The sequence below is a fragment of the Mesorhizobium sp. AR10 genome, from assembly GCF_024746795.1.
Lineage (GTDB): Bacteria > Pseudomonadota > Alphaproteobacteria > Rhizobiales > Rhizobiaceae > Mesorhizobium.
This window is the reverse complement of record NZ_CP080524.1, coordinates 3599643-3615343: the sequence shown is the minus strand read 5'-3', so window position 1 is coordinate 3615343 and position 15701 is coordinate 3599643. Positions and strand designations below refer to the sequence as shown.

Annotated in this window: 16 protein-coding genes and 1 pseudogene; 6 read left to right on the top strand and 11 right to left on the bottom strand. The window is 63.2% G+C overall.

All coding sequences use genetic code 11. The features are described from left to right. Positions 1-275 precede the first annotated feature (275 nt). Together LHFGNBLO_RS20900 and LHFGNBLO_RS20895 are read left to right on the top strand one after the other, a co-directional pair. Positions 276-1412 carry an FIST signal transduction protein gene (locus LHFGNBLO_RS20900; RefSeq protein WP_258601240.1) on the top strand — a complete coding sequence of 379 codons (1137 nt, stop codon included), beginning with the start codon at positions 276-278 and terminating at the stop codon, positions 1410-1412. A gap of 10 nt (positions 1413-1422) precedes the next feature. Next, positions 1423-2751 (top strand): hybrid sensor histidine kinase/response regulator, encoded by a 1329-nt coding sequence (locus LHFGNBLO_RS20895; protein WP_258601239.1) that lies wholly within the window; start codon positions 1423-1425, stop codon positions 2749-2751. Between the two features lie 19 nt (positions 2752-2770). Here LHFGNBLO_RS20895 and LHFGNBLO_RS20890 read toward each other — a convergent pair whose 3' ends face one another. Both LHFGNBLO_RS20890 and LHFGNBLO_RS20885 read right to left on the bottom strand, forming a co-directional pair. Continuing rightward, positions 2771-3148, bottom strand: a complete 378-nt coding sequence (locus LHFGNBLO_RS20890; protein ID WP_258601238.1) for a VOC family protein — start codon at positions 3146-3148, stop codon at positions 2771-2773. Positions 3149-3188: 40 nt separating this feature from the next. After that, positions 3189-3872, bottom strand: a complete 684-nt coding sequence (locus LHFGNBLO_RS20885) for a response regulator (protein ID WP_258601237.1) — start codon at positions 3870-3872, stop codon at positions 3189-3191. 224 nt (positions 3873-4096) lie between these two features. On the opposite strand from LHFGNBLO_RS20885, the gene maiA reads away from it, so the two are divergent. Together maiA and LHFGNBLO_RS20875 are read left to right on the top strand one after the other, a co-directional pair. Further along, entirely contained in the window at positions 4097-4747 is a 651-nt protein-coding gene (gene maiA, locus LHFGNBLO_RS20880) for a maleylacetoacetate isomerase (RefSeq protein WP_258601236.1), read from the top strand. A 47-nt stretch (positions 4748-4794) separates the two neighbouring features. Continuing rightward, positions 4795-5835 carry a zinc-dependent alcohol dehydrogenase family protein gene (locus LHFGNBLO_RS20875; protein WP_258601235.1) on the top strand — a complete coding sequence of 347 codons (1041 nt, stop codon included), beginning with the start codon at positions 4795-4797 and terminating at the stop codon, positions 5833-5835. A 6-nt stretch (positions 5836-5841) separates the two neighbouring features. On the opposite strand, the gene LHFGNBLO_RS20870 is transcribed toward LHFGNBLO_RS20875, so the two are convergent. Further along, positions 5842-6735 (bottom strand): LysR family transcriptional regulator, encoded by an 894-nt coding sequence (locus tag LHFGNBLO_RS20870; protein ID WP_258601233.1) that lies wholly within the window; start codon positions 6733-6735, stop codon positions 5842-5844. A gap of 141 nt (positions 6736-6876) precedes the next feature. Here LHFGNBLO_RS20870 and LHFGNBLO_RS20865 point away from each other — a divergent pair. Then, a pseudogene (locus LHFGNBLO_RS20865) lies at positions 6877-8339 on the top strand (MFS transporter). A gap of 6 nt (positions 8340-8345) precedes the next feature. Here LHFGNBLO_RS20865 and LHFGNBLO_RS20860 read toward each other — a convergent pair. The 3 genes from LHFGNBLO_RS20860 to LHFGNBLO_RS20850 all read right to left on the bottom strand — a co-directional run bounded on the left by LHFGNBLO_RS20860 (position 8346) and on the right by LHFGNBLO_RS20850 (position 10869). Continuing rightward, on the bottom strand, positions 8346-8843 hold the full coding sequence (locus LHFGNBLO_RS20860; protein ID WP_258601231.1) for a MaoC family dehydratase: 498 nt from the start codon (positions 8841-8843) through the stop codon (positions 8346-8348). A 169-nt stretch (positions 8844-9012) separates the two neighbouring features. Next, on the bottom strand, positions 9013-9441 hold the full coding sequence (locus tag LHFGNBLO_RS20855; RefSeq protein ID WP_258601230.1) for a phasin family protein: 429 nt from the start codon (positions 9439-9441) through the stop codon (positions 9013-9015). A 132-nt stretch (positions 9442-9573) separates the two neighbouring features. Then, positions 9574-10869, bottom strand: a complete 1296-nt coding sequence (locus LHFGNBLO_RS20850; RefSeq protein ID WP_258601229.1) for a DUF445 domain-containing protein — start codon at positions 10867-10869, stop codon at positions 9574-9576. 189 nt (positions 10870-11058) lie between these two features. Between LHFGNBLO_RS20850 and rirA the strand changes: the two genes are divergently transcribed. Beyond that, positions 11059-11520, top strand: coding sequence for an iron-responsive transcriptional regulator RirA (rirA, locus tag LHFGNBLO_RS20845; RefSeq protein WP_258601228.1), 462 nt, complete (start codon positions 11059-11061; stop codon positions 11518-11520). A 10-nt stretch (positions 11521-11530) separates the two neighbouring features. On the opposite strand, the gene LHFGNBLO_RS20840 is transcribed toward rirA, so the two are convergent. The 5 genes from LHFGNBLO_RS20840 to hemP are packed head-to-tail and all read right to left on the bottom strand — an operon-like array spanning position 11531 to position 15661. Beyond that, the gene (locus LHFGNBLO_RS20840) at positions 11531-12319 is read right to left on the bottom strand and encodes a heme ABC transporter ATP-binding protein (RefSeq protein WP_258601227.1); all 789 of its coding nucleotides are present in this window, start codon (positions 12317-12319) and stop codon (positions 11531-11533) included. Positions 12320-12342: 23 nt separating this feature from the next. Beyond that, a complete protein-coding gene (locus tag LHFGNBLO_RS20835) occupies positions 12343-13446 on the bottom strand; it encodes a FecCD family ABC transporter permease (RefSeq protein ID WP_258601226.1) in 1104 nt (367 codons plus the stop codon). Between the two features lie 10 nt (positions 13447-13456). After that, positions 13457-14368, bottom strand: coding sequence for a heme/hemin ABC transporter substrate-binding protein (locus LHFGNBLO_RS20830; RefSeq protein ID WP_258601225.1), 912 nt, complete (start codon positions 14366-14368; stop codon positions 13457-13459). Positions 14369-14373: 5 nt separating this feature from the next. Beyond that, entirely contained in the window at positions 14374-15429 is a 1056-nt protein-coding gene (locus LHFGNBLO_RS20825) for a hemin-degrading factor (protein ID WP_258601224.1), read from the bottom strand. A 25-nt stretch (positions 15430-15454) separates the two neighbouring features. Further along, positions 15455-15661: a hemin uptake protein HemP gene (gene hemP / locus LHFGNBLO_RS20820; protein WP_258601223.1), complete on the bottom strand. Its 207-nt coding sequence runs from the start codon at positions 15659-15661 to the stop codon at positions 15455-15457. Between the last annotated feature and the right edge of the window lie 40 nt (positions 15662-15701).

Sequence of the window (15701 nt, the reverse complement as noted above, 5' to 3'; positions counted from 1 at the left end):
CGCGTGGCGCCTGCACACTCCGGCTTTCGCTGTTGCTACACGGCATAGCGCACAGAAAAGTGCCACGGAATTCTGAGCTTGCGAGAATGCAGTTCGTCCGAAACTCCGCATATTGTACTTTCGGTCACGCGGGCCAGGGTCGGCCCATTGCCAAAGCTTCGCTTGAAGACAACAATGCCTTTCGATGCTGGCGCGCCGGACGCGCACAAGAAGGCGTCGGAGGGAACCGCAGGAGAAAGCCGCTGGCCAGTTCACGGACGAGCTACGCATCAGGCTTGTCGGCGCTCACCACGGACGAGCCCGACGCGGATGCTTTCGCCCGGGCGATATCAGCGGAGGCCGCAGCCATCGGAGCCGGCTTCGCGCTCATCTTTTTCTCCCAGAGCCTCGTCGATGCAACAGCCCTGTCGGAAGCGCTGAAGGCCCACGCACCCGCACTTGCCTATGCCGGTTGCTCGACCGCCGGCGAAATCACACCGCAAGGCCTGGAGGAAGGCCATGTACTCGCCCTGCTGCTTCCCTCCGCAGCGTTTTCGGTGGCCAGTACCATGGTCGATGATCTCTCCTCCTCGGGCATGGACAGGATCACCGGCGAAGTCGGGGCGTTACGCCACTCGCTGCACGGCCGCGTCGGACACGAACGGGCCAAAAGCACGTTTGCGCTTTGCTTCATCGACGGGCTGTCCTATGCCGAGGAAGCGGTGACCTCGGCCATCCATTGGGGGCTCGACGACATTCCGCTGATCGGCGGCTCGGCGGGCGATGATCTGAAATTCGAAACGACACGGCTGATCTCGAACGGCAAGGTCGCCTCGGACAGCGCCATCATCGTGCTGATCGCCACGGAAATTCCCTTCCATGTCTTCAAGACCGACAATTTCATCCCCACCGACGAGAAGCTGGTGGTGACGGCGTCCGACCCCGATCGGCGCATCGTGCGCGAATTCAACGCCACCAACGCCGCGGAAGAATATGCCGCTTCGGTCGGCATCGTTGCGCAGACCCTGACGCCGCTCAGTTTCGCCTCGCACCCGGTGGTGGTGAAGGTTGGCGGCGAATATTACTGCCGCTCGATCCAGAGGATGCATCCCGATGGCTCGCTGTCGTTCTTCTGCGCCATCGACGATGGCGTGGTGCTGTCCATCGCCCAACCGAAGGATATGGTGGAATCGACGCGTGCCGCGCTCAGGGATGTCGAGGAAAGACTGGGGGGCATCGACATGATCCTCGGTTTCGATTGCGTGCTGCGCCGGCTCGACGCACGCAACCGGCAGGTCTTTCGCGACATTTCGGAGCTTTACCGTGTCAACAATGTCATCGGCTTCGGCACCTATGGCGAACAGTACCGGTCGATGCATCTGAACCAGACCTTTACCGGCATCGCCTTCGGCGAACGCCAGGCGGCGGAATAGGACGTTTCTCATGCCGCTCAGGGACATCAATGACCTGGAGAAGCTGAAGAAGATCAACGCCGCCCTTGTCAGCCGCGTCGAGCGGTCGATGGACCAGCAGGGCAATGCCTTCTCGCTGTTCCAGACCGCGATTTCGCTCGAGAATCGAGTGCGCACGCGCACTGAGGAATTGCACTCGACACTGCGTAGGTTGGAACAATCCAACATCGACCTCAGCGCCGCCAAGGAAAACGCCGAACTGGCAAACCTGTCCAAGACCAGGTTCCTCGCAGCCGCCAGCCACGACGTGTTGCAGCCGCTGAATGCCGCGCACCTCTCCGTCTCGGCGCTGGCCGAGATACAGACCAGCGACGAAGGCAAGAAACTGGTCCGGCAGGTCGAGCGGTCGCTGGAGACTATGGAGGATCTGCTCCGCACGCTGCTGGATATTTCCAAGCTCGATGCCGGCGTGGTGCAGCCAGACATTGGCGACGTCAATTTGGAGACGCTGTTTTCGTCGCTGCGTTCGGACTTCCTGCCGGTCGCCAAGATGAAGGGCCTGTCGCTGAAGTTCCTTCCGGTCAGTGCCGTCGTGCGTTCGGACCGAACCTTGCTGCGCCGCATCCTGCAGAACATCCTTTCCAACGCGCTGCACTACACCCGCTCCGGCGGGGTCCTGGTCGGCACCAGGCATCGCGGCGACACAATCCGCATCGATGTCGCCGATACCGGCTGCGGCATCCCCGACGACCAACGCGAGGCCGTATTCGAGGAATTCCACCGCGGCACGCTGTCGGCCGATGGGGGCGGGTTGGGGCTCGGCCTCGCAATCGTGCGGCGCATGGCCGCCGCGCTCGGCCATCCCGTGACCTTCTCGTCGAAAGTCGGTCGCGGCACGATCTTCCACATCGACATTCCCGTCGGCATTGGCGCAACGGCCGATGCGATCGCCAGTGCTGCGGACATGGAACGGCCGCGCGGCTACGGTCTGTTCGGCACCAAGGTGCTGCTGGTCGAGAACGACGCCGACGTGTTGCAGGCCATGACGTTCCTGCTCGAACGCTGGCAATGCCTGGTGCGCACCGCGACCTCGACCGACGATGCGCTCGACCTCCTGGGTGATACGGACTGGGTGCCGGACATCGTCATAGCCGACCAGCATCTCGACGGCGGCGACCTTGGCACCGCCACCATCGCCGAGGTCCGCGATTACCTCGGCCGCGCCGTGCCGGCACTGATCGTCACCGCCGACAGTTCCGAAGCCGTTGCGAAAACCGCCCGCTCAGCCGGCATCGAACTGATGCGCAAGCCGCTGAAGCCGGCGCAGTTGCGCGCGCTGCTGGCGCATCTCTTGGCCTGACGACCCATTCGGCATCCGGCTACAGCCGATTGCTGACCTCGACCAGATTCCCATCAGGGTCTTTGAAATAGACCGAAAGGATGGCGCCGACGGCTCCCGAACGCTCGCCCGGCCCCGCGACGATCTCTATACTTTCTGCCGAGAGCTGCCTTACCACCTCATCGATCGGCGTATCGGTGAGCACGCAGAAATTGCCGCTGCCGGGCACCGTGTCGCGTGCGATGTCGGGAGAGGCACGCACGTCCTGAAGGCTGATCTTGTTGGCGCCGAAGTGCAGCGACCATTTGCCAGGCCGCTCCTGTCGCGGCTCCATGCCGAGCACCCGTTGGTAGAAGCGGCAGGTGCGTTCGACGTCGTGGACCGCAAGAACCATATGATCGAGCGCTGTAATTTTCATGGGGCGCACATCCTGTTGCAGAAGCGCCTGTCCGCCGGCGCTAAAACCCCGCCTGATCGCGAAACAGCTCCGCATTGTCGAGCTTCGACACCTCGATCACCGCTTGCGTGCGGCTGTAAACATTGAGCTTGCGCAGGATTTCCGAGACATGCGCCTTGACGGTGGTTTCGCCGACCTGCAGCTCATAGGCGATCTGCTTGTTGAGCAGACCCTGTCGCAGCATCTGCAGCACCCTGAGTTGCTGCGGCGTCAGCTTGGCCAGGCGCTGCACCATGTCGGCGCGGTCGGTGCTGTCGGCGTCCGGTGGCTGGCCTTCATAGGTTTCGGGCACATAGATGGCGCCCTCCATCACCGAGCGGATGGCGGCGGCGAGATCGCTCTTGCGCGCCGATTTCGGAATGAAGCCGGCCGCACCATAAGACAGCGCCTCGGAAATGATCTTCGGCTCTTCATGGCCCGAAACGATCACCACCGGCAGGCGCGGATAACGGGTCCTGAGCTGCAGCAGCCCGTCGAAACCATGCACGTCAGGCATGCTGAGGTCGAGCAACGCCAGATCGAACGGCTTTGCGTCGGCCAGAAGATCGAGCGCCTCGGTGATCGAGCGCGCCTCCACCGTGTCGACCTCCGGGTAAGCCATCTGTACGGCGCTGTGCAGCGCCTCGCGAAACAGCGGGTGGTCGTCGATGATCAGAAACCGGGCGCGATCGTTGACTGCGGTCATGGCGTTCGTTTCAGTTCTCTCGGGCGCGAGATTACCCCCGCGTAGGATACCCCCGCGACCATGGCCAGATTATTGGCAAATAGTACATCGTCATCTTTGCTCATCCTTCAAAGCTGGTGCTTTCCGAAAGCCAAGCCTTGCCCGGTCGTCCAAATCGGTCGAATGTGCCGGAAAACGTCCTTCCCTTGCCCGCAACACCATCAGCCAGCAGAGCCGGTGACCCGATGAGCGACCTCGTCCTCCACAACTACTACCGCTCTTCCACATCCTACCGGGTGCGGATTGCACTGGAGATGAAGGGCCTGACCTACGACTACGTGCCGCATCATCTGCGCCATGGCGAGCATCTGGAGCCCGCCTATCTCTCGGTCAATCCACAGGGACTGGTGCCGTCGCTGGTCCTGGGCGACGGCACGCTCTTGACGCAGTCGCTGGCGATCATCGAATTTCTGGACGAGACCAGGCCGGAACCGCCGCTGCTGCCCAAGGACGCGCCTAGCCGAGCGCGGGTCAGGATGCTGGCGCAGATGATTGCCTGCGACATCCATCCGGTGAACAATCTGCGCGTACTGACCTCGCTGCGCACGCTGTTCGGCGCCGGCGACCAGGATGTCGTCAACTGGTTCCGGCACTGGGTCAACGAAGGTTTCCAACCACTTGAAACGATTCTGTCTTCCTCGACGGAGACCGGCAAATTCTCTCATGGCGACACGCCGGGACTGGCCGACATCTGCCTGGTCGCGCAGGTTACCAACAACGCCCGTTTCGGCGTCGACATGACGCCCTACCCCACCATCTCGCGCATCAACGCCGCCTGCATGGCACTGTCGGCCTTCCAAAAGGCGGCACCCGAGAACCAGATCGATGCCGAATAGCAGCGCTGTTTGCGCTGCAGTTCGGAATAAAGCATGAGGAATTGCCAATGAAAGCTGTCGTCTTCGAAAAGTTCGGCGAAGCGCCGACGATCCAGACCGTTGCCGATCCGAAGCCGGCGCCGGAAGGCGTCGTCATCAAGGTCGAGGCGACCGGGCTCTGCCGCAGCGACTGGCATGGCTGGATGGGTCATGACGACAGCATCACGCTGCCGCATGTGCCGGGCCACGAACTGGCCGGGATCGTGGTGGCCGCCGGCAAACAGGTCACCCGCTGGAAGGCCGGAGAGCGCGTTACCGTGCCGTTCGCCGTTGGCTGCGGACGCTGCTTCGAATGCACCTCGGGCAACCACCAGGTCTGCGAACACCAGTCGCAGCCCGGCTTCAACGCCTGGGGCTCGTTCGCCGAATATGTCGCCATCGACCATGCCGACACCAACCTTGTCCGTTTGCCCGATGAGATGGAGTTCGCCACCGCCGCCAGCCTCGGCTGCCGCTTCGTCACCTCGTTCCGCGCCATCATCGACCAGGGCCGGGTGACGCCGGGCGAGTGGGTGGCGGTGCATGGTTGCGGCGGCGTCGGCCTGTCGGCGATCATGATCGCCAGCGCCATGGGCGCCAACGTCATCGCCATCGACCTCACCGACGAAAAGCTGGATTTCGCCAAAAAAATCGGCGCGGTGGCGACGATCAACGCCGCGACGACGCCAAACGTGGTCAAGGCGGTCAAGCAAATCACCAATGGCGGCGCGCATATGTCGATGGACGCGCTCGGCCATTCGACGACGTCATTCAACTCGATCGCCAATCTGCGCCGCCGCGGCCGCCATGTGCAGGTTGGCCTGATGCTGGGCGACCATGCCAGGCCGCAGATTCCCATGGACAAGGTGATCGCCTTCGAACTCGAGATCCTCGGCAGCCACGGCATGCAGGCTTACCGTTACCAGGCGATGATGGAGATGATCCGCACCGGCAAGCTGAAACCCGAACTCTTGGTCGGCAAGAGGATCAGCCTCGACGAAGCGCCGGCCGCACTGATGGCGATGGGCGGTTTCGAAGGCATTGGGATTGGCGTCGTGACCAAGTTCTAGATCTCATCACCGGGAAGAAACACAAACCTCCCGCACGCAGTCGCGCAGCCAGCGTTGCGCCGGATCGGCATCGAGGCGCGGATGCCAGAGCATGGAGATGGTGACCTCCGGCGTCATGACCGGCAAAGGGAAGCTGTGCATGCCTGCGCGCGCGCCTTCTGTGTGTCGCTCGGGGACGCTGGCGATCAGGTCGGATGCGCGCGCCATGGCGAGTGTGGCCGAGAAGCCGGAGACCATGCACACGACTGTCCGCTGCAACCCAAGCTGGTTCAAGGCCTCGTCGATCGGCCCCCTTTCGCGGCCACGCCGTGAAACATTGATATGGCGGCCGGCCGCATAGCGCTCCGCAGTCATGGCGCCTTCGCTCAGCGGATGGCCTGCTCGCACGGCGCCGATGAAGCGGTCGCGAAACAGCGCCTGGATACGCACCTCCGGTCCGGTTTCACCGGCGACGCCGATTTCCAGATCGACAGCGGCGTCGCGCAGGGACATGACATCCTTGTTGAGCTTCGGCGCAAAACGCAACCGGACATGAGGCGCATCCGCTTCGATGCGGGAGACGAGGCGCGGCGCGAACTCCTCGACGAAGCTTTCATTGGTGCGCAGGGTGAAGGTCCGGTCCAGACGGGCCAAATCGAGCGCCTTGTCGGGCCGCAAGACCGCTTCGGCGTCCTTAACAATCGATCCCACCCGCTGGCGCCGTTCCAGCGCGCGCGGCGTCGGCACAAGGCCGCGACCAGCGCGGACCAGCAGCGGATCGCCTGTCGTCTCTCGCAATCGCGCCAGCGTCCGGCTCATCGCCGAGGGGCTGAGGCGCAAGCGTTCGGCAGCGCGTGCCACGCTGCCTTCGCTCAGCAGGACATCCAGGGCAACAAGCAGGTTGAGATCGGGTGACGACATCGGAGAACGTTAGCACAGAGCGGCGATAATGCAGCGTTCCATGCATGATTAAGATGCAAATGCTGCGCGTTCCGCCGCATGACGCGAGAGCCTAGATTGACGGCAGCTCCAGTTTTCAGAGCTTTCGGCAAAGGAATTCACATGGCAATCGCTGAGCAAGATCGGAATGGGCCCATATCGGCCCCCGCGCAGATACACTCGGCGGGATGGGCGCTCGCAAGCCTGGCGCTTTGCACATTGCTGTCGTCACTTGGAACCAGCATCGCCAGTGTCGGGCTTCCGTCACTGATGCAGGCGTTTGGCGCGTCGTTCCAATCCGTCCAATGGGTTGTCCTGGCCTACCTGCTCGCCATCACCACCTTGATCGTCAGCGCCGGGCGGCTCGCCGACATGTTCGGCCGCCGTGCGTTGCTGCTCGGCGGCATCGCCCTCTTCACATCGGCATCGGTGCTGTGCGGCCTCGCGCCGACGCTCTGGCTGCTGATCGCCGCGCGGGCCGCACAGGGGCTCGGTGCAGCAATGATGATGGCCCTGACATTGGCCTTTGTCGCGGAAACCGTTGCCAGGGAAAAGACCGGCAGCGCCATGGGCCTGCTCGGCGCCATGTCGGCGATCGGCACCACCCTCGGGCCGTCGCTTGGCGGATTGCTGATCGCCTGCCTCGGCTGGCGAGCGATCTTCCTCGTCAATGTGCCGCTGGGCCTCGTGGCCTTTGCGCTGGCCTGGCGCGCTCTGCCGGCTGGAAACAAGGCGGCCGAAGCAGGCCAAGGCGGTTTCGACGCGATCGGCACGGCCTTGCTCGCGCTGACGCTGGCCGCCTATGCGCTGGCCATGACACTTGGCCGGGGCAGTTTTGGCGCTCTCAACATCTGCTGATCGCGGCTGGCGTTGGGATCATTCTGTTCGTCATTGCGCAGACAAGGGTCGAGAACCCTTTGATCCAGCCTGCGAGGTTCCGCGACCATGAATTGAATGCAAGCCTCGCCATGAGCCTCGTCGTCGCGACCGTGATGATGGCGACGCTGGTGGTTGCCCCGTTCTATCTGTCGCGCGGGCTCGGACTGGACACCGCCAGGGTCGGACTGGTGCTTTCGACCGGCCCGCTTGTCTCGTCCCTGTCGGCGCTGCAGGCGGGACGGCTGGTCGATCGTTTCGGGCCGCATCGGATGACGATTGCCGGCCTGTTCAATCTCACCGCGGGCACCTTCCTCCTGTCGTTGGCCCGGACGGAATTCGGCATTGCCGGCTATGTCGTGCCGGTCGCTGTCACCTGTGTTGGCTACGCCCTGTTCCAGACCGCCAACAATGCAGCTGTCATGACCGGCATCGGCCCTGATCAGCGTGGCGTCGTCTCCGGCCTGCTCAATCTGTCACGCAACCTCGGCCTCATCACCGGCGCGTCCGTCATGGCCGCCCTATTTGCCCTCGCTTCGGCTGGAGGGCAGGAAGGCGCTGGCCAGGTGATATCGGCTCCTGCCGCAGCCGCAAGAGGGATGCAGGTCACCTTCCAGACGGCCACGGGATTGGGATTGGGCGCGCTGATCCTTGCGCTGTTCACGGCCCGCGCCGCTGCCAGGCGAATATCTCTGGCGTCGCGGTCGTAAAATTCCTCAGGCCCCTGCCCGCTTGCGGCGCTCGTAAAGCATGACCAGCGTTTCGGCGGTCAGCGCCGGCTTCTGCTCGCCTTCGATCTCGACGGTGTTTGCCGCCTTCATCAGATATTGGCCCGGCCCCCTGTCCTCCACGGACAAAAGCGTGATGCGCAGCCTGATCCGCGCGCCGACCCTGACCGGCGACAGGAAACGCACCTTGTCGAAGCCGTAGTTGAAGGCAGCCTGGGTGCTTTCGGGCACGATGCCCATGCCAAGCGCCAGCGCACCGATGATCGACAGCGTCAAATAGCCATGCGCGATCGTGGTGCGGAACGGGCTTTGCCGCTTCGCCCGTTCGGGGTCGACATGGATCCATTGATGGTCGCCCGTGCATTCGGCAAACTGGTTGATACGGTTCTGGTCGACCGTCGTCCACTCCGACACGCCAAGCTCCTGCCCCGCCATCGTCCTCAGCTGTTCAAAGGTCGGCGGCGTTTTAGGCCGTATTTCAGTCATTCCTGCTTTCCCGCTCGCTTTGCCTGCCTCCGGACCACGAACCGACAGCCTCTGTCAATTCGTCCCGTGAGATTCCGCTCCGCCGTTTCGGGCTGGATGGCGCCTTGGCTTGCTGGCCGCGCCGGAAGCGGCCGGCTGCCCCAAAGGAAGACGGCTCAAGCTGCAGAAATCACTTCTTCTCGTAGCCGGTGCGGATTTCCTCCATCGCTTCCTTGATCCGGTTGCGCAGGATTTCTACGGATTCGGCGCCGGAATTCTTGACCAGTTCGGCCACCTCGCCGGCATTTTTCAACGCGGTTTCGAAAGACTTCCTGGCGAATGCCGCCTGGTTCGTCATGAATTCCTGCGGATTGCCCGGCGCCCTGTAGTTCTGCGCCATGTCGGTGATTTCGCGCAGCGCGTCCTGCAGCATCTCGCGCTGTCTGGACAACAGCGATGATGCACCGGCAGCACTCGCCTTGGCCGATTTCTCGAGCGCTTCGAGGTTCTTGCGATGATGGCTGAGGATCGTCTCGACGTCGACGTTCGGCACCTTCAGGTCGCGGCCGAACCGGCTGAACATGTCCATGAAGGAGTCCGTCTCAGGTTGTTTTGCCATGGTTGTTTTCTCCCCTGTTGCCGCAGATGCGAGCACCCGCACGGCAGAATAGCACTCGGGCGCGGTGTGTCCATTCGGGCGCGCGCAATAGAATCAGCGCATGTCCCGAAACTGATCCGGGACCGCTGCATGCTAGTTGGCGAGAAACAGTCGCTCCGCCATATAGAGCACGACGCCGGCAAGGCCGCCGATGACCATGCCGTTGAAGCGGATATATTGCAGATCCCTGCCGATGTTCATTTCGATCAGCCTCGTCAGTTGGCCGAGGTCCCAGCGCTTGACCTGGTCGGCGATGAATTTCGACACGCCGCTCTTCTGGCTCTCGACGAAGGAGGACAGCGCCACGACAAACCCCTGGTTCATGTCGGCCCTGATCTGCGGATCGCTGGCAAGATGGCGGCCGACCTCGACGAACATGTTGGCGAGGTGGGCGCGGATCATCGAATTCGGTGCCTTGGCGTCCTGTTCGATGAACAGGCGCAGGCTATCCCACATGTCGCCGGCCAGCGCCTTGAGCTCCGGCCGGGCGAGAAAATCGCGCTTCAGCTTCTCGGCGCGCTTGGCATATTGCTTGGATGTCCTGAGCCTTTCGATGAAGGCCTGAGCGAAGTGGTCGAATTCGGCCCGCATCGGGTGATCGGGATCGGCCCGCACCTCGTCGAGCAACGAACCGGCAGAAGCGACGATCTTCTTCAACAGATAGGCGTCGGCTCTGAACAGGTTGAACAGCGACGGCAGTTCCTCGCGGATCTTCTCACGCATCGTCGCCAGCGCCTGCTCATCGCTCAGGAACCGGCCGATCACCTTGGTGAACTCGTCGAATAGCTTCTGGTGACGGCGGTCGTCGGTCAGGGCGGACAGGAGCTCAGCGGCGAGTGGCGCCAGCGGCACCTTTTCGATCTGTTCCAACATGCGGCTGGTGACGAAGCCCCGCAGGCCGGATTGCTCGACGGCCGCCAGCGTCTGCGGCACAAGCCGGCCGACGAAATGAGACAGGCCGGCGGCGCGCTCCTGGTCCGACAACCAGTCCGCGACGAGCGCTGAAAAGTCGACCTCGGCCAGCTTTTCGCGCACCGGCTCCGGCGCCAGGAAATTGGCCTCGATGAACCGGCCGAGATTGTCGGCGATGCGGTTCTGGTTCTCCGGGATGATGGCGGTATGCGGGATCGGCAGGCCGAGCGGCCGTTTGAACAGCGCCACCACCGCATACCAGTCGGCCAGCCCGCCGATGGTCGCCGCCTCGGCAAAGGCGGCGACGAAACCCAGCCACGGATAGTGGCTTTCGAACGCCTTGGCCACGGCAAAGACCAGGACGCAGAGCACGAGCGCGGCGGTGGCGACGAATTTGGTGCGCCGAAGCGCCGAAAGCTTGGCATCAGTATCCGGGTCAGACTGGATGGGCGCAAAAGCCGAAGCTGATCGTGACATGGATGTGCGTTCCTGATCGATCTTGCGGACTTATCTACTATCGAAGACAGCGAAATGCCCGTTGCAGTTGAAGCCGGTTCACGCGCACGTAAAGTTGACGGAATTATTCATCTATTATGCGGTGCTTGTCTGGAATTGTTCCAAGGTATAGGCCATATTGGTCTCAAGCCACTGCTTCGCGAGGACAAAATGCGGCTGACCCGCCAGACCAACTACGCCATGCGCATCCTGATGTATTGCGCCGCCAACACTGACCGGTTGAGCCGCATCCCCGAGATCGCGGCCGCTTATTCGGTGTCAGAGCTCTTTTTGTTCAAGATTCTGCAGCCATTGGTCGAGCACGGCATGGTCGAGACGGTGCGCGGCAGGAATGGCGGCGTGAAGCTTGGCCGCGCGGCCGAATCCATCAGCCTGTTCGACGTTGTGCGGGTGACGGAAGAGAGCTTCGCCATGGCCGAGTGCTTCGAGAACGATGCCGCCGAATGCCCGCTTGTCGACAGCTGCGCGCTGAATTCAGCGCTACGCGAGGCGCTCAACGCCTTCTTTGCCGTGCTGTCGCGCCACACGATCGCCGATATGGTGGCGGCGCGCCCGAATGTGCGCCATCTGCTCGGCATCGACATGCTGGAGCGCCGGGCACCAGCCGCCTGATTCTTCTTGCCTACGCCGCCGACTGCGGCAGCACGAACGGCATGTTTGCGGCCGGCAGCACGCCGACCTTGAGCCGGCAGTCGAACACCGTTTCGATCAGCTCGTCGCTGAGCACCTCTTGCGGTGAGCCGGCGGCGGCAAGCCTGCCGCGATGCATGACGAAAATCCGGTCGGCATACATGGCCGTCAGATTGAGGTCGTGCAGGATGGCGACCACGCCGCCGCCCCGTCGGGCAAAGTCGCGGGCAATGTTCATGATGATCAGCTGATGCTTGATGTCGAGGCTGGAGACCGGCTCGTCGAGGAACAGGTAGCGCGGCTTGCCATCGAGCACCGGTGCCCAGACCTGGCAGAGCACGCGGGCAAGCTGCACGCGCTGCTGCTCGCCACCCGAAAGTTCCTGGTAGAAACGGCCGGCAAAGCCGTCGAGATCGACCCGCGCCAGCGCCCGCTCGGGCAGGCGTTCGTTTTCGCCAGGCAGTGCGCCGGAGCGCCCGCCGATCAGGCCGAGCCTGACGATCTCGCGCACGGTGAAGGGAAATGACAGCGTCGTCGCCTGCGGCAGCACGGCGCGCAATGTCGCGGCCTCGACCGTCTTCATCGCGGAGAGGTCGCGGCCGTTGATCGTGACATGGCCTGAATAGGCCAGCTCGCCCGACAGTGCCTTGAGAAAGGTCGTCTTGCCTGAACCGTTCGGGCCGACGATGGCGGCGATTTCGCCGGGTCGGGTTGCGAAATCGACATTGGCGACAATGCGCTTGCTGCCAATCGCCACAGAAACATCCCGCGCTTCGATCATGACGGCCTCACAGGTCCCAAGTCTCACAAATCAATCACGCCGCGCTTGCGCAGCAGGATCCAGAGGAAGAATGGCGCACCGGCGACTGCCGTGACGATGCCGATCGGCAGTTCGGCGGGCGCCACGATCGTGCGAGCGACGGCATCGGCCAGCAGCAGCAGCGAGGCGCCAAGCAGTGCCGAAGCCGGCAGCAGATAACGATTGTCCGGGCCGATCAGCAGGCGCAGCAGATGCGGCACGACGATGCCGACAAAGCCGATGCCGCCGCTGACCGCGACAGAAGCGCCGACCGCTGCCGCGACGCCGACGATCGCCGTGTATTTCAACCGTTGCACCGGGATGCCGAGATGGCCGGCGGTGGCTTCGCCGAGCGCCAGCGCGTTGAGGCCGCGCGCCAGGAACGGCATCGCCGCCAGCGCCGCCACGATGATTGGCCCGACGGAGCCGATCTTCGGCCAGGTCGCACCGGCCAGCGAGCCGAGCTGCCAGAAGGTCAGGTCGCGCAACTGCCGGTCGTCGGCCATGAAGATCAGGATGCCGGTCAGCGCCATGGCAAGTGCTGCCAACGCTATGCCGGCGAGCAGCATGGTGGCGACCGAGGTTCGGCCTTGCCGCGTCGCCACCTGATAGAGCACCAATGTCGTCGCCAACCCGCCGCAGAACGCCGCCAGTGGTAAGGCCAGCGTACCGAGCGCCGCGACGAAAGGCGCCAGCACGGTGGCGCCAAGCACGATGACGGCCACCGCACCAAGGCTCGATCCGGCCGAGACGCCGATCAGCCCAGGGTCGGCAAGCGGATTGCGAAACAGCCCTTGCATGACCGCGCCGGACACGGCCAGAGCCGCGCCGATCAGGACACCGATTATGACGCGCGGCAGCCGGATGTCGTAGACGATCAAGCGGTCGCGGGCGTTCAACGCCTCGTCGCCCGGCACCGCCCCAAACAGCCAGTCGCGAACGACGCTGACGGCCGACGCATCCGACGCACCGGAGGTCAACGACAACAGCACGGCAAGTGCCAGCCCCACGCACAGCAGCAGGATGACGATGCGTGCACGCCCTGAGCGGTCGCCTTCGGACAGCGGCGCCATGGTGCTTGCCGGACCGGCGATCGATTGTTCGGCCATGATTGCCTGCTCAGTCCGTGACCTGCCCGCCATACAGCGAGACGGCGAGGTCGTGGATGGCGGAGGCCGTGCGCGGCCCGAAGCCCAGCAGATAGCCGCCATCCATACGGATCAGCTTCCGGGCGGCCCCCGCGGGCGTCGATGAAATGGCCGGATTGGCGAACAGCTCCTCGTCCGACGTGGCACGGCCGGCATTGTTCATCATCAGGATCACATCCGGCCGGGCGGTGATGATCGCCTCGTCGGACATTTGCTTGTAGCCGGAAAAGCCTTCGACCGCATTGACGCCGCCGGACAGCTTGATGATGCCATCGGCTGCGCTGTCGCTGCCTGACGCCAGAACCTTGCCGCCCTGTATCGACAGCACGAACAGGATGCGCTTGCGATCCTTGATCGAAACGGTCTGTTTTTCCGCCGCCTTCAGCTTGGCATCGATCTCGGTCGCCAGCACTTCGGCTTTCGCGTCGACGCCAAGCGCCTTGCCGACGATGCGGATCTTTTCAAGGATGCCTTCACTGTCATAGCGCTCTGGCACCTCGATGAAGGGGATGCTGGTTTTCTTCAGCACATCGACCGCTTCCTTCGGGCCGCTGCCATGCAACGCCAGGATACCCGTCGGATTGACCGACAGCACACCTTCCGGCGACAGTTGGCGCATGTAGCCGACATCCGGCAGCTTGAGTGCAGCTTCCGGATAACGGCTGGTCGAATCGCGGGCAACCAGATGGCCTTGCTCGCCGAGCGCATAGACGATCTCGGTGATCGAACCGCCGATGGCTGCGATCTTCGACGTGTCAGCAAAGACGGCCGTGCCTTCAGTGGCGCGGGCCGGCGGCGGAGCCAAAACCAGCGTCAGACCGATCACCGATCCGAGTGTCAGCCTGAGCAACCCAGAGGGCCTGAGAAAAGAAACCATTGTCATAGTCCTCAGGCTGCGGTCGGGTTTGGAATGCGCGGCAGGTTCTCGGCCAGAAACCGCCAGTCGTCGCGCTCGCCTTCGCCTTCATGGCGCTTGCCGAAAAACTGGATGATCATCTTGCCGTCGACGCCATAGGCCTCGAGCGACGTGACATGGCCGTCCTTGGTCGGCTTGCGCACCGCCCAGACCTCATGGATGTGGTCGGTCCGCAGATGCAGGTGGAAAGTCTCGTCCAGCACATTGATCCACGGCCCCATCGGCTTGATCGATTTGACCCGGCCGGAATGGATCTGGATGCAGCCGCGATTGCCGACAAAGCACATGATCGGCAAATCGCCGGCGGCGGCATGATGGAACATGGCGGTAACGGCGTCATTGTCGAGCAGCCAGGCGAAGTCCTGGCCGACCATGCGCACAGCCTGGCGGCGGCTTAGCTTCAGCGTTTTCAACATGCCGAAGAACTGATGCACGTCGGTCAGCCGGCTCCAACGATCGCGCAGGTCGTCGACGCTCGCCGGAGCGTCCGCGATCTCGGCCTCGCCCTCAACCTCCGAAATCGCCACGATCGGTTCCTGGTTCGACGATTCCAGCCCGGCGACCAGTTTCTGGTAGGCATAGAGGTTGGACGCGGGTCGCAGATGCACCTTGTGCACCGCCTCGCCTGCCGCGTCGAAGAACTGCAGGCTGCGGCGAATGTCCCCGCCATCGCGCTTTTCCACGGCAAAGCCGTGCGCCCAGATTTTCGGGAAGATGCGCAGGTCGATGTTTTCGCCGAGCACCATGGCGTTGTGGTTGCCGGTGACGACCTTGTCATAGACGCCGATCTTCTCGTGCACCGCGCTTTCGTTGCGGGTCAGCGCCATCACCTCGCCGACAGCCTCGAGGCCGGTCAGAAGATCATTGACGCGTGGTTCGACGCGGACGACGCCGTCGCCGCAATGCGCCGCGACAAGCTCCGCTTCCGAAATGCCGAGTTGGGCGGCAAGATCACGCTCGCGCGCTTTCGGATTGTCTGTCCGCGCCCGCCGGATTTCATGCGGCGACGGTCTCACGCGCTGGTCCATATCTAAGCCCCTACTTTTCTTGAAACTACTTATTGAGGATCAGCTTGCCCTGGCGGGTGATCTTCAGCCGGTAGAGCGCGCCGTGATGTTCGATGCCGATCTCATGCTCGCCCTGGAACAGCGTGTTGCTGGACAAGGTCCTCACCGCCAACGGCACCCGATCGAACCGAGCCGTGGTGTCTTCGGAACGGCGAACGCGGTAGCGGAAGTCACTGGGATTGTGCGTGTTCATCTGTTCGATCCCTTTCTGTGCCGGGCATCTGGCTAGGCGT